The organism is Lysobacter yananisis, from assembly GCF_031199375.1.
GTDB classification, from domain to species: Bacteria; Pseudomonadota; Gammaproteobacteria; order Xanthomonadales; family Xanthomonadaceae; genus Lysobacter; species Lysobacter yananisis.
Map to the genome: position 1 here is coordinate 4,449,766 of NZ_CP133568.1, position 17,316 is coordinate 4,467,081.

Consider the following 17,316-nt stretch of genomic DNA (forward strand, 5'->3'; position numbering starts at 1 on the left):
TTCGTTATCGGCAATACGGAGGTTCAAGTTCGAAAAAAAGTGTTTTTATACTCAATTTCTGCGCATTTCCGTATGGCAATCGTCAAGCAAGAACGGGAGTAAGGTGGGGCGTTGGACCTTGCCGACTTCCTCTGACTTAGATCAAGAGCCGAAAAAAAACCCCGGCCGAAGCCGGGGTTTTCCTGGTGCCTTACGGACCGTCGCGTCCCTGCGTGGTTCACTCGATCAGAACGTGATGCTCCACTTGTCGATGCGGCCGGTGTCGGCGTTGGCGTTGTCGTTCACCCGCAGCTTCCACACGCCGTTGAGCGGCTCGCTGGAGAGGTTGAAGGTGAAGGTGCCGGTGACGTTGTCGGCGCTGCCGCCCGAACGGTTGCTGATGTTGTACAGCGAGCCGTCCGGCGCGACCAGGTCGACCTTCAGGTCGCCGCGGTAGGTGTGGATGATGTTGACCGTCACCTGCGCGTTGGTCGGCGCGTTGCCGGTACGGCCGGAGACCGTGATCGGGCTGTCGACGGTGGCGTTGTCGTTGATCGCGTAGTCGGTGTCGTTGGTGTAGGTCTGGCCGCCCGGGCCGGGGCCGGTCGGGCAGGTCACGCCGACCGCCGAGAACGCCGCGGTCACGTCGGCCTTGGCGTAGCCCAGGTCGGTGGCCGCGGTTTCCACGCCGCACGCGCCGTTGTTGAAGTCGGTGCTCGGGGTCCAGTAATCCTTGTTGGCCTTGGCGAAGGCCTTGAACGCCTTGACCGTATCCCAGCCGGCGCGCTTGGCCAGGGTGTAGAACGCCTTGTTGTACACGCCGGACGAGTAGTGCACGTCCATGCCCGAGGTGTAGTTGCTGGCGTGGCCGATCGAGCGCCCGTCGCGGGTCGGGTCGTCCATGTAGCGCAGCGCGCCGCTGGCCTTGAAGATCTGGGCGCCGACCAGGAAGTCGTTGGTGTTGTTCATGAAGTACTCGGCGGCCTCGCCGGCCATGTCCGAGAACGCTTCGTTGATGCCGCCGGACTGGCCGGAATAGATCAGGCCCGACTGCTGCTCGGTGAAGCCGTGCGAGACCTCATGCGCGGACACGTCCAGGCTCACCAGCGGATAGAAGCGGGTGGCGCCGTCGCCGAAGGTCATCGCCGAGCCGTCCCAGAACGCGTTCTCGTAGCTGTTGCTGTAGTGCACGCGCATGGTCAGCTGGAAGGTCAGCGGCGGGGTGCCGACGTAGCTGTTGTACATGTCGAACACGACATGGCCGAAGTAGTGCGCGTCGTTCAGCGGCGAATAGGCGCCGTTGATGGTCTTGACCGTGTTGCGCGGGCAGGTGTACGAGAACGCCGTGCTGCCGCTGGTGCCGTGATTGAGGTTCACGGTCTTGACGTTGGTGTTGGTCATCGTGCACGTGCTGCCGCTTTGGGTCACGTCGTTGAACCCGAAGTTGGTGCCGTACTCGTACTGGCCGGTCTTCTGGTTGCCGCCGGGGCCGGTGCCGACCAGGGCGTGGTTCAGGCCGTCCCACTGCTTGAGCACCTTGCCGCTGTTGGCGTCGACGATGACGAACGGACGCATCGGCGAGCCGCCGTTGGCCGCATCGGCGAAGTAGTTGACGACATAGGCCAGGTGGGCCTTGCCGGCATCGTCGATGTAGATCATCTGCTGGCTGCTTTCGTTGCGCACCTGCAGCGAGCCGGCGCTCTTGCCCATGCCGGCGGCCTTGGCCACGCTCAGCGCCTGGGCGCTGTCGAACTTGGCCTTCTGGCTCGGCAGTTCCGCGGCCAGGCCGGCGACCGAGCGGCCGAACAGGGCGCGCACGTTGCCCTTGGCGTCTTCGCGCACGACCACGTGCTCGCCGAACACCGGGATGCCGCGGAAGGTCTGCTGGTAGCGGTAGTTGCGCGAGCCGTCGGCGTCGACGCTGCTCTTGAGCTGGGTCAGCGCGGAGTCGGCGTCCAGCGCGATCAGCTCGGCGTGGCGCACATTGGCCTTGGCCGCGGCGCCGGACTTGGCGGCGACGGCCTGGTACTGCTGGTTGAGCTTGGCGACATCGACGCCGTGCAGGTCGACGCGCTGGGCGGCGCCGGCGGCGCCGGCGGCGAGGGCGAGCGAAAGGGCGAGGGACAGCGCGGATACGTTGCGATTCACTGGTGTAACCCCCAAACGAGTGTGGATGGTGGCCGCGTTCGCGGCCGGCTCTCATTGCTCGTGCATCCGCTCCCCCGTAGCCCGCGGCGCCGCGCCCGGACGTCCTGCCCTGGGTGCGCGCGCGTTGCCGGACTTCGTTGCGGATACCGCGTCGACGCGTAACGCGGCGGGGGGACGCTAGGTGCGGCACGAAAAAGCCGTCAACGCGGGTTGCGCAGTTCACAAACCGAATGCGACGTGTGCGCCCGCCTTGCGCAGATGATTTCTTCTGAAAGCGTTCTGCGACGAGGGCCCGCGGATATTCGGCCGGCGCGGAGGCCGCGACCGTGCGCGTAATAATGTTTCAGCATTATTGCTGCGCCGCAACAAGATGTGGCGGGCCGGGAGGTAGGGTAGATCGTCACATAATGCGTTTCATACACAGGCCGAATGTGTTGCAGCGCACTTTTCGCCGGAACTCTGGGCGCCTGGCCGGTTTACGGCGCGCGCGGCCGCAGGCGACGGCGGTCTCCTTTTTCCTGTTTCGCGCGGAATGCCAGGGGCGCATGTGACCGCCGCACGGCGGCTTTTGCCCGCGCTATCGCAGTTGCGGATTCATTATGTTTTTGCATGAGTTGTGCGGATAGCGAAAAACGCGACGAAGTGCGGAAAAGAAAACCCCGGCGCAGGCCGGGGTTTTGCTTGGTCGCGTCGGCCGGGCGCTCGCGAGCCGCGGCCGCGCCGGATTCGCGTCCGGCGCGCGCCGGCGCCGCAGGGGCGGGCCGGCGCGCGCCTCGCGCCTTACTGCGCGGTCACGCCGACCTGGTTGAAGGCGTCGATCACGTCCGCGGTGCTGTAGCCCAGGTCCGCCGCGGCCTGGCGCACGCCCTGGCCGCCCTGGTTGAAGTTGGTGCTCGGGGTCCAGTAGTCCTTGTTGGCCTTGGCGAAGGCCTTGAACGCCTTGACCGTGCCCCAGTTCGGCTTCCGGGCCAGGATGTAGAAGGCCTTGTTGAACACGCCCGAGGAGTAGTGCACGTCCAGGCCGTTGCGGTAGTCGCGGGCGTGGCCGATCGAGCGGCCGTCGCGGGTCGGGTCGTCGAAGTAGCGCAGGGCGCGGCCGGCGGCCTTGAAGATGTCGGCGCCGACCAGGAAGTCGTTGCTGCCGCGCGAATAGAACTCGGCCGCTTCGCCGGCGATGTCGGAATAGGACTCGTTGATGCCGCCGGACTGGCCGGAATAGATCAGGCCCGACTGCTGCTCGGTGTAGCCGTGCGAGGCTTCGTGCGCGACCACGTCGAGCGAGACCAGCGGATGGAAGGTGGTGGCGCCGTCGCCGAAGGTCAGCGCGCGGCCGTCCCAGAACGCGTTCTCGTAGTTGCGGCTGTAGTGCACGCGCAGGGTCAGCTGGAAGGTCAGCGGCGACAGGCCGACATAGGCCTGGTAGGTATCGAACACCACCTTGCCGAAATAGTGCGCGTCGTTGAGCGGCGAATAGGCGCCGTTGATGGTGCGCACGGTGTTGCGCGGGCCGGCGTAGGAGTAGGCGGTGGTGCCGCTGGTGCCGTTGTTGAGGTTCACCGTTTTCACGTTGGCGGTGTTGAAGGTGTAGGTGCTGCCGTTCTGGGCCACGTCGAGGAACGGACGGCCGCCGCTGCCGTACTCGTACTGGCCGATCTTCTGGTTGCCGCCGGGGCCGGTGCCGACCTGGGCGTGGTTGAGGCCGTCCCATTGCTTGAGGATCTTGCCGTCGAGCGCATCGACGATCGCGAACGGCCGGCTCGGCTCGCCGCCCTTGACCGAGTCGGAGACGAAGTCGACCGCGTAGGCCAGGCGGGCGCGGCCGGCGTCGTCGACGAACACCACCTTGCGGCTGTTCTCGTTGCGGGTCTGCAGCGCCGCGGCGCGCTTGCCGTGCGCGGCGGCCTTGGCCAGGCCCAGCGCCTGCGACGCGCTGAGCCTGGCGTCGAGCTTGGGCAGGTCGGCGGCGATGCCGGCGACCGAGCGGCCGAACAGCGCGCGCACCTTGCCCTGGGCGTCCTCGCGCACCACCACGTGCTCGCCGAACACCGGCACGCCCTGGTAGGTCTGCTGGTAGCGGTAGTTGCGCGAGCCGTCGGCGTCGACGCTGCTCTTGAGTTCGCTCAGGTTCGACTCGGTGTCGAGCGCGATCACCTCGGCGTGGCGCACGCTGGCCTTGGCCGCGGTGCCGGACTTGGCGGTGGCGGCGCGGTATTGCTGGTCGAGTTTGGCCGCGTCGACGCTGTGCAGGTCGACCACTTGCGCCGCGTCGGCGGCGCCGGCGGCGAGGACGAAGGAAACAGCGAGGGACAGTGCCGATACGTTGCGATGCATGGGAGTGCTCCGGAAGGTGAGGGGAGGAAGCGACGGCCGTGTCCGCGGGTTTTGCGCGGATGCCGCGGCACGATTGCGCGGCGGAATCGACGCTAGGCAGGCGGGCAGGGGGCCGGCAACGCGATGTGCCGCGGTCACATCCGGAGCGCGACCTCGTCCGGGGCGGTTTTCGCGCCGGTTTCCGACGAAACCATTGCAGTCATTGGCTTCGGTAAATCCCGGATTCAGAAGGAGAAATCTTGAAAAAAGTAATAATGTTCCAGGATTTATGTTGCAGTGCAACATAAGATTGGAGCGTGGGCGAGGCTTGCCACCCTGCGGCGGTGCGCGATTATGTGACCGGTATTTATTTTCGGCGCCGGGCGCCGGTATTTTTCCGATTTCTGCGGGGTTTCAATTGCGCGTCGTCGCGGGAGTAATTCGCCGGTCAATACTGCGTTGTGACGGCCTGTGCGGCGGTTTTGAGGCGGCGGCGGGCATTATCGGAAAACGGTCGCGTACATAACCTTTGCTCATGGCGGCGGGCATGAGGCGGAAACCGAAGCGGCCGCACAGATCGCGCGCAATCGCGACATCGTTGGCAGCGCTCTTGTAGGAGCGGCGCGAGCCGCGACCGCGGGGCCGCAAGTTCGCGTCGCGACCTGTGCCCCCGCGGTCGCGGCTCGCGCCGCTCCTACAGCAAGTCGTTGAGGCGGGCGCGGCGATGTGTACCGCGCGTGCCGCCTTCACCCAAGGCCCCGTAGAGCGATTACCGCCTGCATGCACACGCTCTATACTGCGTCGCAGTTTCCTGAGAGATACGCATGATGCGAACGCAGCTCCCGGTCGGCCCCGCGGATGGAACCGCCCTCTCCAAAGCGCCAACGTGCCGGCGTACCGGCGTCCGTGGCGCCGCGCTGATGCGCATTGCGGCGGTCGCGCTACTCGCGGCCACCGCGCTGCTCGCCGGCTGCAAACGCGACGGCAGCGGCCAGTTGCCCAGCGCCAGCGGCGAGGCGATCGTGGTCAAGCGCGAGGCGGTCGAGGGCTTCGCCCTGGTCGCGGCCTACCCGGACCAGAAGCGCGGCGACGAACTCGCCATCGCCCTGGAATTCAGCCAGCCGCTGGTCGGCACCCAGGACTTCGACCAGTTGCTGGCGGTGACCGACAAGAACGGCGCCGCGGTCGAGGGCAGTTGGGTGCTCGACGACGGCGGCAAGATCCTGCGCTTCCCGAGCGTGGAAGCGAGCAAGGACTACACCGTCACGATCAAGCCCGGCCTGACCGCCGCGGCCGGCGACCGCATCGGCGCGGAAGTGACCAAGCAGGTCTACACCGGCCCGCTCGAGCCGGTGGTCGGCTTCGCCTCGCAGGGCAGCGTGCTGCCAGCGCGCGACAGCCGCGGTTTGCCGGTGGTGTCGATCAACGTGGCCGAGGTCGATGTCGAATTCCTGCGGGTCAAGGACAAGGAACTGCCGAAGTTCTTCGCCGAGTACCAGCGCGGCGGGCGCAAGGGCAGCTGGGAGCTGGAACGCGACTGGGACGAGAAGAAGCCGCTGTCGAAGCTGGCCGAACCGGTCTACGTCAACCGCTTCGTGCTCGGCGGCAAGCCCAACGAGCGCGTGCTGACCTACCTGCCGCTGCAGGAGATCAAGGAACTGCAACAGCCCGGCCTGTATTTCGCGGTGATGAAGCGCGCCGGCCAGTTCAAGGACGAGTTCGAAACCGCGTTCTTCACCGTCAGCGACCTCGGCCTGCACGCGCGCGCCTACAAGGACAAGCTGTTCGTGCACGTGGCCTCGCTGGAGAAGGGCGAGGCGGTCGGCGGAGTCGAGCTGAAGGTCATCGGCGCCGACGGCGAGCCGGTGCTCAAGGGCCAGACCGACGGCAACGGCAACGCGCTGCTGAACTACAAGCTCGACGCGGCCCAGGTGCTGATCGCGGGCAAGGGCAGCGACGTGTCGATGCTGCCGTTCAACCAGCCGGCGCTGGACCTGTCCGAGTTCGCCGTGGCCGGGCGCGAGCAGGCCTGGTTCGACGTGTTCGCCTGGTCCGGGCGCGACCTGTACCGCCCCGGCGAAACCGTGCGCCTGTCGGCGCTGCTGCGCGACCAGGACGGCAAGCCCGTCGACACCAAGGGCAAGGCGTTGCAACCGGTGTTCCTGCGCTATGTGCAGCCCGACGGCAAGACCTTCCTGGAAACCCGCCTGCAGCCCGATGCGCAGGGCTATGTGCGCCACGCCCAGCTGATTCCCGCCGACGCCGCGACCGGCCGCTGGCGGGTCGAGTTCCGCACCGATCCGGCCAGCAAGGAGGCGGTGCAGGGCATGACCCTGCGGATCGAGGAGTTCCTGCCCGAGCGGCTGAAGCTCGATCTGAACGCGCCGGCGGTGCTGCGTCCGGGCCAGCCGTTCAAGCTCGGCGTGCAGGCCGCGTATCTCTATGGCGCGCCGGCCGCGGGCAACCGCTTCACCGCCAAGATGACGGTCGCGGTGGAGCAGCATCCGCTGGAACAGATGCCGGGTTACTTCTTCGGCGATCCGACCCTGAGCCTGCCCAAGGAAGCCAAGGACGTGGTCGACACGTCGCTGGACGAAGCCGGCAAGCTGCAGCAGGACATCGCGCTGCCGGACGAGGCCAAGCCGGTCAGCACCATCGCCGCCATCGTCACCGGCAGCGTCTACGAGAGCGGCGGCCGCAGCGTCAACCGCAGCGTCAAGCGGGTGCTGTGGCCGGCCGACGCGCTGGTCGGCGTGCGCCCGCTGTTCGACGACAAGGACGGCGCCGACAGCAATGCCACCGTCGGTTTCGAACTGATGCGCGTGGGCAGCGACGGCAAGCCGCGCCCGGCCAGCGGCGTGCGCGCCACCCTGGTGCGCGAGCGCCGCGATTACCACTGGAACTACGGCGAGGACGGCGGCTGGAAGTACGACTTCACCCGCCGCTTCGAGGACGTGGAGACGCGCGCGGTGGACCTGGGCGCGAACGCGTCCAAGCTCAGCTTCCAGGTGGAGTGGGGCGAGTACCGCCTCGACGTGTACGACCCGCAGACCAAGATCACCACGCGCTATCCGTTCCGCGCCGGCTGGAGCTGGGACGACCAGAACCGCGGCCTCGACGCGCGCCCCGACAAGGTCAAGCTGGCGCTCGACAAGACTTCGTACAAGTCCGGCGACACGCTCGAGGTGACGGTGACGCCGCCGCACGAAGGTCCGGGCCTGCTGATGGTCGAGACCGACCGCATGGTCTACGTGCAGGCGATCACCGCCAAGGCCGGCAGCAAGTTCAAGATTCCGGTCACCGACGCCTGGGAACGCCACGACGTCTACGTCACCGCGCTGGTGTTCCGCGGCGGCAGCGCGCCGAGCAAGATCACCCCGGCGCGCGCGGTCGGCGTGGCGTTCGTGCCGATGGACCGGCGCGAGCGCAAGGTCGCGGTCGGCCTCAATGTGCCCAAGCTGATGAAGCCCGAGCAGGACCTGCCGGTGACCGTCAGCGCGCCGCAGCTGGCCGGCAAGGACGCTTACGTCACCGTCTCGGCGGTCGACGTGGGCATCCTCAACATCACCCGCTTCGCGGTGCCCGACGCGGCCGCGCACTTCTTCGCCCAGCGCCGCCTCGGCGTGGATTCGTACGACGTGTACGGCCGGGTGATCGAAAGCTTCGACGGCGAGAGCGCCAAGATCCGCTTCGGCGGCGACATGGCCTTGCAGGCGCTGCCGCAGGCGCGGCGGCCGACCGCGCGGGTGCAGACCGTGGACCTGTTCGCCGGCCCGGTGAAGCTCGACGCGAAGGGCAATGCGCGGATCAACCTGGCGGTGCCGGACTTCAACGGCACCCTGCGGGTGTCGGCGCTGGTGTATTCCGGCGGCACCTACGGCAACCGCGACGCCGAAACCATCGTGCGCGCGCCGGTGCTGGCCGAGGCCAGCACGCCGCGGGTGCTGGCGCCCGGCGACCGCAGCAACGTGACCCTGGACGTGCAGAACTTCACCGGCAAGCCCGGCGAGTTCAAGGTCAAGGTCGAGGGCATCGGCCCGCTGTCGCTGGACGGCGGCGAGCACAGCCTGAGCCTGGGCGTGGAGGCGAAGAAGACCCTGACCTTCCCGGTCACCGCGCGCGAGGGCTACACCGTGGCGCAGGTGCGGGTGCAGGTGGACGGCAACGGCTACAAGGTCGACCGCCGCTACGATCTGCCGGTGCGTCCGGCCTGGCCGTCGGTGCTGCGTTCGCGCACCCGCGTGCTCGACGAACTCGGCGCGATCCAGCTCGGCAGCGAGTTCGCCGACGGGCTGATGCCCGATTCGGTCAGCGCGCGCATGGTGGTCAGCGCGCTGCCGCCGATCCCGTTCGCCAGCGCGCTGCAGGGCGCGCTGGAGTACCCGTACGGCTGCGCCGAGCAGACCACGAGCAAGGGCTATGCCGCGCTCGAACTCGACGAAGTCACGGCCAAGATGCTCGGGGTCAAGGGCATCGACGCCAAGCAGCGGCGCGCGCGCATGGAAGGCGCGTTCGGCCGGCTGGCGGCGATGCAGATCGCCTCGGGCCATTTCTCGATGTGGGGCGACGGCGACTACGTCAATCCGGCGCTGACCCCGTACGTGGCCGAGTTCCTGCTCGACGCGCGCGACGGCGGCTTCGCCGTGCCCGAGGCGATGCTGCAGAAGGCGCTCAAGGCGCTCGGCGAGGACCTGCTGTCGGGCAATGCCTCGTTCTACGGCTACGATCGCCGCGAGCACCTCAAGTTCGCCTACCAGGCCCACGCCGGCTACGTGCTGGCGCGGGTCAACCGCGCTCCGCTGGGCACCTTGCGCGCGCTGTACGACAACGACCGCAAGCAGAGCCTGACCGGCCTGCCGCTGGTGCACCTCGGCCTGGCGCTGAGCCTGCAGGGCGACAAGGCGCGCGGGGCCAAGGCGATCAAGGAAGGCTTCGCGCGCGATCCGTCGCAGCGGCCCGACTACCTGGGCGACTACGGCAGCCGCCTGCGCGACGACGCGCTGATGATCGCGCTGGTGCACGAGCACAAGCTGTCGCAGCCCGAGTTCGACGCGCGCGCCGTGGCGATGGGCCGCGACCTCGACGCGCGCCGCAACAGCGGTTGGCTGTACCTGAGCACCCAGGAGCAGGTCGCGCTGGCGCGGCTGGGCAAGGCGCTGATGGCCGACCAGGGCAAGCAGCTGTCGGGCCGCTGGACCGTCGCCGGCGGTTCCACCGACGCCGAGCCGGCCAAGCTGATCGGCCGCGCCTTCGACTTCGCCCAACTGGCCTCGGGCGTGAGCTTCGCGCCGAACGGGCCGACCCCGCTGTACGCCAGCTTCGAAGTCGCCGGCGTGCCGCGCACGCCGCCGGCCGCGGACGGCTCGAAGATCGAGGTGACGCGCAAGTACTACACCACCGAAGGCAAGGAGTGGTCCGGCGGCAGCCTGGTCGAGGGCGAGGCGCTGATCGTGCAGGTCGCGATCAAGGCGCGCAGCGCCATGCCCGACGCGCTGCTGACCGACCTGTTGCCGGCCGGCCTGGAGATCGAGAACTTCAATCTTGGCGACGCCAAGCAGTGGGCCGGCGTGGTCGTGGACGGGATCGAGATCGCCGAGCGCTCCAGCGCCGCCGACGTCAAGCACGAGGAGTTCCGCGACGACCGCTACGTCGCCGCGCTCAAGCTCGACGACGGCCGCACCGCGCGGGTGTTCTACCTGGTGCGCGCGGTGACCCCGGGCACGTACACGGTGCCGCCGTCGCTGGTCGAGGACATGTACCGTCCGGAGCTGCGCGGCGTCGGCAAGGCCTCGCCGGCCAGCCTGACGGTGCGTCAGCCGTGAGCGCGGCGAAGCGGGCGGGACGCGTCGCGCTTCCCGCCGCGGCCAGCCTCGCGCTGTGCGCGGCGCTGCTGGCGCTGGCGCCCGGGTGCAAGCGCACGGGCGCGTCGACCTCGTCGCAGGCGGCCGAGGCGTCGGTCGCGCCGGCGCCTGCGCCGGCCGTCGATCCGGCGCTGAACTGGGGCGGCACCACGCCGCACGACACGCCGCCGCTGCCCGATCCCTTGATCGCGCAGGCCGAGGCGGTCATGCGCAATGCCGATCCGGTGTTCGACAAGTTCGAGGTCAACTACGTCACCGGCGATCTCGACCGCGACGGCCGCGACGATGTCGTGATCGAATACGGCATCGGCGACGAAGGCGCGATGCGCCATGTCGCCAAATCGGTGCGGGTGCTGCTGGCGCGCGACGGCGGCCTGCAGCTGCAAGCCGACCAGACCGACAAGTTCGAAGACTGCCCGGCGGTGCGCGAGATCCGCGACGGCCGCTTGTGGGCCGACGGGCTGGAAGCGTGCATGCTGCCGTTCCCGCGCACCTTGAACTACTACCAGTTCGAATGGCGCAACGGCGCGCTGGCGCGGGTGTCGACCGAGGATGCGCGGCAGCGGGTGCTGTCGCGCCTGCGGGCGATGCGCGAGGCGATCGAGGCAGGCAAGCTGTCGGCCCTGGACGCCAACCTGCGACCGGGCCCGCCGATCCGCGGCGAAGCCGCGCCGGCGCCCGACCCGGTCTTCGCCGACGCCGATCGGCGTCGCGCTTTCGCCGATGCGGTCGGCCTCTTGAGCCGCCTCGAATTGAAGCGGCTCGATCCTCACGAGAGCGTCGTCAGCTTCGTCAAACCGCGCGGCGCCGACGCCGGCGAGCGCAAGCTGCTCATCGACACCGCGCCCGACGATGCGACCGTCGAGATCGACGGCTACACCTACGTGGTCGACGCGCGTGCGACCGTGGAATGGCCGGAAGGCGACGGCGTCGGCTATCACCTGCGCTGGCGCCTGATCGACGGCGAGCTGTACCTGGAAGAAGCCGACGCGCACGATCTCGACGGCCTGGAAAGCTGAGAGCGCCGCGCCCGCGCCGGCCGCGAAGGCGGCCGCGCGCCCCATTCGACCGAAGCTTCGGTCACGACCTTCGGCCGGCCCCCGCCGGTCGCGAACACCCGCAAGGAGCGATAGATGCGTTACACCCGATTGTCCGCCGCGTTGCTGATCGGCCTGGCGTTGGCCGCCTGCAAGGCCGCCGACCCGTCCGCCGCCGAAGCGCCGGCCGCCCAGGCCGCGGCACCTGCCGCCGCGGCGCCGGCTAAACCTGTCGCCGATCCCAAGCAGACCGCCGAAGCCGCGTTCGCCGCCTTGCGCAAGCGCGTGCCGGATTTCGAGCGTCTGGGCTATGAACATTTGGTCGGAGACCTCGACGGCGACGGCGTCGACGATGTCGTGGTCGCGTACGGCGAAGGCACGCCCGACGCGCAGATGGCGACGCTGAAGAAATGGGCGGCGATCCTCAGCCGCGCCGACGGCCCGCTGTTGCTGCCGGCCGCCGACACCGCCGACGACTGCGTGTACCTGGACCGGATCGAGCACGGCAAGCTGTATCTGCAGGTGCCCGACATCTGCACCGCGGCGCGGCCCAAGACCCGCGAGTACCTGACTTACGCCTGGAACGGCAAGACCCTGGCCAAGGTCGCCGCCGAAACCGCCGACGCGCGCGTGCGCCAACGCCTGGGCGCGCTCGCCGACGCGTTCGCGCGCAAGGACAAGCAGGCGATCCTGCGCGCGTTCAAGTTCCCGATCCCGCTCGGCACGGTGCCGGTGCAGGGCACGCCGCTGGGCGACGAGGCCGAGCGCAACCAGGACCGCATCGACCTGGCCATGGCCGAGCGTCATTTCGACAGCCTGTTCCCGGCGCAGCGCCTGGCCGATTACGCGCTGCTGCTCGGCCAGGTCCGCGCGCTCGAACCCAAGCCAGACCAGGAGGGCGGCGAGACCGCGTACGGCCAGCGCCAGCAGGGCGCGGAAACCGAGTGGTTCGAGCTGCGGATCGACTGGGACCCGGACGAGGACCGCGACGAAGGCAACGAGGAACTGATCCAGGCGCGGATCGAAGTCAGCGGCGGCATCGGCAAGGACGTCAAGGCCGAGGCCAAGACCCTGGGCGAAGTGCTCAAGCGCGAGGAGGACAGCCGCCGCGTCTACGAAGAGATGCGCCTGTTCCTGATCGACGGCGAGTTGCGCATCCAGCTTCCCAACGGCGCCGGCTGATCCGCTCTTGTGGGAGGGACTTCAGTCCCGATGCTCTTGTTCCAGATCGCTGAAAGCGTTGCCGGTTCGGCGCGATCTGAAACGAGAGCGTCGGGACTGAAGTCCCTCCCACGACACAACGAAAGCGTTCGATGCCGTTCTTCTCCGCTGCCGCCGCCAACGCCAAGCCGCGCCGCAGCCGCCTGCGCCGCGCCGCGCTGTGGGCGACCCTGGCCCTGGCCTGCCTGGCGATCGCGACGATGCTGCTCGATCTGGCCTTCCCGCTGCCGCTGCCGCGCGCGCGCGACGCCGGCGCGGTGGTGGTCGCGCGCGACGGCACGCCGCTGCGCGCGTTCGCCGACCGCGACGGGGTGTGGCGGTATCCGGTCGGCGCCGCGCAGGTTTCGCCGCTGTACCTGCAAGCGCTGCTCAACTACGAAGACCGCTGGTTCTTCCGCCATCCGGGCATCAATCCCGCGGCGATGGCGCGCGCCGCCGCGCAGTGGCTGCGCAGCGGGCGGGTGGTGTCCGGCGGTTCGACCCTGACCATGCAGGTCGCGCGCATCCTCGACGCCGAACCCGGCGAGCCGCGCCGCAGCCTGTGGGCCAAGAGCCGGCAGATGCTGCGCGCGCTGCAACTCGAGGCGCATCTGTCCAAGCCGCAGATCCTCGCGCTGTACCTCAACCGCGCGCCGTTCGGCGGCACCGTGGAAGGGGTGGAAGCGGCGAGCTGGGCGTACCTGGGCAAGCCGTCCTCGCGCCTGTCGCACGCCGAGGCCGCGCTGCTGACGGTGTTGCCGCAATCGCCGAGCCGGCTGCGTCCGGACCGCGAGCCCGAGCGCGCGCGCGTGGCCCGCGACAAGGTGCTCGCGCGCATGGCGCGACTGGGCGTGTGGACGCGCGCCCAGGTCGCCGACGCCCGGGTCGAGCCGGTGGTGGCGCGCTCGCTGCAGCCGCCGCGGTTCGCGCCGCTGCTGGCGCAACGCCTGCGCTTCGCCAATCCGCGCGCGGCGCGGGTGGTCTCGACCATCGACCCGCAGTTGCAGCGCACCTTGGAAGACCGCGTCGCCGCGTATTTTTCCGGCTTGCCCGAACGCACGTCGGCGGCGCTGCTGGTGATCGACAACGCCAGCCTGGAAGCGCGCGCCTACGTCGGCTCGGTGACCTTCGGCGACGCCGCGCGGCTCGGCCACGTCGATATGGTCCAGGCTTGGCGCTCGCCGGGCTCCACGCTCAAGCCGTTCCTGTACGGGCTGGCGATGGACGACGGGCTGATCCATTCGGAAAGCCTGTTCGTCGATGCGCCGCAATCCTTCGGCGGCTATCGCCCGGGCAACTTCGACACCGCCTTCAACGGGCCGGTGGGCGCGGCCAGCGCGTTGCGGCTGTCGCTGAACATTCCCGCGGTGGACCTGCTCGACCGGGTCGGCCCGGCGCGTTTCTCCGCGCGCCTGGCCCACGCCGGCATCGACCTGCAATGGCCGCGCGGCGCGCAGCCGAACCTGGCGATGATCCTCGGCGGCACCGGCGCGCGCCTGGAGGATCTGGTCGGCGCCTATGCCGCGTTCAATCGCGGCGGCATCGCCGGACGCGTGCGCTATCAACTCGGCGCGGCGAAGACCGAACGCCGGCTGCTGTCGCCGGGCGCGGCCTGGATCGTGCGCGAAATCCTCGAAGCCAATCCGCGCCCCGGCAGCGTCGAGCAGACCTTCGACGCCGGCGGCCGCCCGCGCGTGGCCTGGAAGACCGGCACCAGCTACGGCTTCCGCGACGCCTGGGCGCTGGGCAGCACGCGCCGCTATACCGTCGGGGTCTGGGTCGGCCGGCCCGACGGCACGCCGCTGCCGGGCCAGTACGGCGCGGTGACCGCGCTGCCGCTGCTGTTCGAGACCATCGACAGCCTGCCGCGCCTGCGCGGCGACGCGGTGCCGCTGCCGCCGCCCGCGAGCGTGCGCCAGGTCGAAATCTGCTGGCCGCTGGGCCTGCCGCCGGACCCGGCGCAGCCGCAGCTGTGCCAGCGCCGGCGCGAGGCCTGGACGCTCGACGGCTCGGTGCCGCCGACCTTCGCCGAGCGCGATGCGCGGCTGTGGAGCGCGGGCGTGGAGCGGTTCGAAGTGGACGCGCGCAGCGGCCTGCGGCTGTCGGCCGAGTGCGCGCGCGAGCACGCGCGCGAGGAGCGCGCGCTGGCGCGCTGGCCGGCGCTGGCTTCGCCGTGGCTGCCGGCGGACACCCGCAAGGCGTCGCGGCTGCCGCCGTTGTCGCCGGATTGCAGCGCCGACGGCCGCGACGCCGCCGAGGAACTGCGCATCGAAGGCATCGACGATCTCGCCATGCTCGCGCGCGCTCCCGGCAGCGCGACGCCGTTGCGGCTGTCGGTACGCGCGCTCGGCAGCGACGCGCGGGTGCGCTGGCTGCTCGACGGACGCTGGATCGGCGAGACCGACGGGCGCGGCCGGTTCGACTACGACTTCGGCGAGCCGGGCGAACACACGCTGACGGCGCTGGCCGATACCGGCGCGTGGTCGCGGGTGCGGTTCAAGGTGCTGCGCTGATCGAAATGCTGCGCTGATCGAAATGCTGCGCTGATCGAGATGCTGGGCTAGGGCTGTTGTGGGAGGGGCTTCAGCCCCGACGCTTTTGTGTCAGGCGACAGCGATCTGAAACAAAAGCATCGGGGCTGAAGCCCCTCCTACAACAGCCGGCCGGCGCTCAATCCAGCGCATACGGCGGCGGCTCGATCCGCGCCTCCAAGCCGCTGCGCGCGAGCGCCTGCGCATAGCGCTCGGCTTCGATCGCGGTCAGCTCCGCCAACGCGCCGTCCTCGCGCAGCGCGCGCAGCAGGTCGCGCGCGGCTTGCCCGCTTTCGGCGGCGAGGCAGGCCGCGGCGCGCAAGGTGTCGGCCGCGTTGCGGTGCTGCGGCGCAAGCGAAAGCCGATGGCGCATCGCGACGATGCGCGCCAGGTCCGGCCGGGTGGTCGCCGCGGCCATGCCGCAGCGGGTGCAGGTCACCAGCAGCGACAAGCCCTGGATTTCTCTGCGGATCGTCGCCTCCTCGCCGCAGGGGCAGAACCGGAACGCTTCGCCGTCGTTTGCGTCCATGCCGCCTCAGCCCCGATCCGCGCGCTGCGCGGCCAACACATCGCCGATGGAATCCGCGCCCGGCGCGTGGCGCGATCCGGCGAAGCCGGCCGCGGCGGCGAGCAACGCCAGCAGCAGGAACGGCAGCGCGGTGCGGCGCAGCGCGGTCGACAGCCAGTGCTGCGATTCGATCCGGCGCAGGCGCCGGTACAGGCCGCCGGCCAGGGCCACGTCGAGCAACAGTTCGGCCATCAGGCCCGGCGCGATCCACACCACCCACCCGGCGGCGAGCACGGCGCCCAGAGCGATGGCGATCGCGATCAGCACCCAGCCGAAATCGTCGGCGCCGTCGAGCAGCGAGAAGCCCGAGTCGCTGTCGCCACCGGTGCTCGCGCTGCGCGGCAGCGGCAAGGACGCCGGCGCGTCGAAGCTGGAACTGGCGCCGCCGCCGCCGCTGTGGCCGCCGCCGCCGTTCCAGCCGGCGCCGGAAGGACCGCCGCCCGAGCCGCCGCCGAAGTCGGGCGCATCGAGCTGGTCGAACGCGCGCCCGCGGGTGCGCGCCCAGGTCCACAGCAACAGCAGGAACGCCGCATACGCGGCGCACGCGGCGAGGGGATAGCGCAAGGCCATGCTGTGCAGTCCGGCCTGCAGCAGCGCGAACGAGGCCAGGAAGCCGACCGCGCCGGTCAGCAGCACGATCAGGCTCATCTGCAGGCGGGGCCAGTGGTCGCGTTCCAGGCGTTCGCGCAGCCGCGCGATTTCCATATGTCGGCTCATGCCGCGAGTGTAAGCACGCCGCGCGGCCGTTGCCGCGGCCGCGGCGCCGATCGCGCGGCGTTCGGTTCAGGCGCTTGTGGGAGGGACTTCAGTCCCGATGCTTTCGTCCCAGATCGCGATGCGCCGCTCAAAGATTGAGCCTGCGGCCGCAGTGAGCCGACAGGCCGGGTTGGATTGACAACGGACTTTACAAAAAGTAGCTTACAGATAGTAAGTTACTTTTCGTAATATTTCCGGAGCCCCCATGCACGTCTTGATCGTCCTCGCCCATCCCGCCGCCGATTCGCTGACCCACGCCGTCGCCGCCCAAGTCGGCGAGGGCGCGCGCGCCGCCGGCCACAGCGTCGAACTCGCCGATCTCGCCGCCGAGGGCTTCGACCCGCGCTACGGCCAGGCCGACCACGACGCCTACCGCGGCCGCGCGCCGCTGCCGGCCGACGTGCTCGCCGAACAGGCGCGGATCGAGCGCGCCGACGCGGTGGTGCTGGTCTATCCGGTGTACTGGTGGTCAATGCCGGCGCTGCTGAAGGGCTGGATCGACCGCACCTTCGCCAACGGCTGGGCCTACGCGACCCAGGACGGCCGCGTGACCGGCCGCCTGCAGCGCCTGCGCGTGCATCTGCTGGGCCTGGGCGGCGCCGACGAGCGCACCTACCTCAAGCACGCCTACGACGTGGCGATGAAGACCCAGATCGACCATGGCATCTTCGATTACTGCGGCGCGTGCGTGGCCGGTTCGACCTTCCGTTTCGACACCGAGGATCGCGACGCGACCGCGCACTTGGCGGCGGCGTTCGAGTTGGGGCGTGGGGTGTTCGTCGAAGGGGCGCATTGCGCGGCGGCGTAACTACGGGCCCTGATGGGCTCGCGGTCGTTTGCGTTGGCGCGGTCGCGGCTTGCGCCGCTCCTACAGGGAGGAGCGTATCTTCCGACGCGCCCTGTAGAAGGGGCGCACGCCGCGACCG

General features: G+C 69.6%; 10 protein-coding genes. 5 read left to right on the top strand and 5 right to left on the bottom strand.

The genetic code is table 11. The annotated features are described in order from the left end of the window. Positions 1-225 precede the first annotated feature (225 nt). A complete protein-coding gene (locus tag RDV84_RS18675) occupies positions 226-2,127 on the bottom strand; it encodes a M4 family metallopeptidase (protein WP_309151183.1) in 1,902 nt (633 codons plus the stop codon). A gap of 780 nt (positions 2,128-2,907) precedes the next feature. Next, positions 2,908-4,458 (bottom strand): M4 family metallopeptidase, encoded by a 1,551-nt coding sequence (locus RDV84_RS18680; RefSeq protein WP_309151184.1) that lies wholly within the window; start codon positions 4,456-4,458, stop codon positions 2,908-2,910. An 899-nt stretch (positions 4,459-5,357) separates the two neighbouring features. On the opposite strand from RDV84_RS18680, the gene RDV84_RS18685 reads away from it, so the two are divergent. The 3 genes from RDV84_RS18685 (at position 5,358) to RDV84_RS18695 (ending at position 12,517) form a co-directional block, all read left to right on the top strand. After that, positions 5,358-10,259, top strand: a complete 4,902-nt coding sequence (locus tag RDV84_RS18685) for an alpha-2-macroglobulin family protein (protein WP_309151185.1) — start codon at positions 5,358-5,360, stop codon at positions 10,257-10,259. Next, positions 10,256-11,317, top strand: coding sequence for a hypothetical protein (locus RDV84_RS18690; protein ID WP_309151186.1), 1,062 nt, complete (start codon positions 10,256-10,258; stop codon positions 11,315-11,317). Before RDV84_RS18685 ends, RDV84_RS18690 begins: the two co-directional genes overlap by 4 nt. Positions 11,318-11,431: 114 nt before the next feature. Next, a complete protein-coding gene (locus tag RDV84_RS18695; RefSeq protein WP_309151187.1) occupies positions 11,432-12,517 on the top strand; it encodes a hypothetical protein in 1,086 nt (361 codons plus the stop codon). Here the strand turns inward: RDV84_RS18695 and RDV84_RS26850 are convergent. Next, on the bottom strand, positions 12,448-12,636 hold the full coding sequence (locus RDV84_RS26850) for a DUF6053 domain-containing protein (RefSeq protein ID WP_425606229.1): 189 nt from the start codon (positions 12,634-12,636) through the stop codon (positions 12,448-12,450). The two genes, RDV84_RS18695 and RDV84_RS26850, sit on opposite strands and share 70 nt — an antisense overlap. A 12-nt stretch (positions 12,637-12,648) precedes the next feature. Here RDV84_RS26850 and pbpC point away from each other — a divergent pair, with 12 nt between their 5' ends. Continuing rightward, the gene (gene pbpC / locus RDV84_RS18700) at positions 12,649-15,048 is read left to right on the top strand and encodes a penicillin-binding protein 1C (RefSeq protein WP_309151188.1); all 2,400 of its coding nucleotides are present in this window, start codon (positions 12,649-12,651) and stop codon (positions 15,046-15,048) included. 157 nt (positions 15,049-15,205) lie between these two features. Here the strand turns inward: pbpC and RDV84_RS18705 are convergent, their stop codons facing one another. After that, positions 15,206-15,595 (bottom strand): hypothetical protein, encoded by a 390-nt coding sequence (locus RDV84_RS18705; protein WP_309151189.1) that lies wholly within the window; start codon positions 15,593-15,595, stop codon positions 15,206-15,208. 6 nt (positions 15,596-15,601) lie between these two features. Further along, entirely contained in the window at positions 15,602-16,351 is a 750-nt protein-coding gene (locus RDV84_RS18710) for a hypothetical protein (protein WP_309151190.1), read from the bottom strand. Between the two features lie 244 nt (positions 16,352-16,595). Between RDV84_RS18710 and RDV84_RS18715 the strand changes: the two genes are divergently transcribed. Next, positions 16,596-17,198, top strand: coding sequence for an NAD(P)H-dependent oxidoreductase (locus tag RDV84_RS18715; protein WP_309151191.1), 603 nt, complete (start codon positions 16,596-16,598; stop codon positions 17,196-17,198). Positions 17,199-17,316: the final 118 nt, after the last annotated feature.

What these genes read in the sequence shown, in the direction of transcription:
- RDV84_RS18680 (WP_309151184.1), bottom strand. Translation starts at nt 4,458, where the DNA reads ATGCATCGCAACGTATCGGCACTGTCCCTCGCTGTTTCCTTCGTCCTC.
- RDV84_RS18685 (WP_309151185.1), top strand. Translation starts at nt 5,358, where the DNA reads ATGCGCATTGCGGCGGTCGCGCTACTCGCGGCCACCGCGCTGCTCGCC.
- RDV84_RS18695 (WP_309151187.1), top strand. Translation starts at nt 11,432, where the DNA reads ATGCGTTACACCCGATTGTCCGCCGCGTTGCTGATCGGCCTGGCGTTG.
- pbpC (WP_309151188.1), top strand. Translation starts at nt 12,649, where the DNA reads ATGCCGTTCTTCTCCGCTGCCGCCGCCAACGCCAAGCCGCGCCGCAGC.
- RDV84_RS18705 (WP_309151189.1), bottom strand. Translation starts at nt 15,595, where the DNA reads ATGGACGCAAACGACGGCGAAGCGTTCCGGTTCTGCCCCTGCGGCGAG.
- RDV84_RS18710 (WP_309151190.1), bottom strand. Translation starts at nt 16,351, where the DNA reads ATGAGCCGACATATGGAAATCGCGCGGCTGCGCGAACGCCTGGAACGC.
- RDV84_RS18715 (WP_309151191.1), top strand. Translation starts at nt 16,596, where the DNA reads ATGCACGTCTTGATCGTCCTCGCCCATCCCGCCGCCGATTCGCTGACC.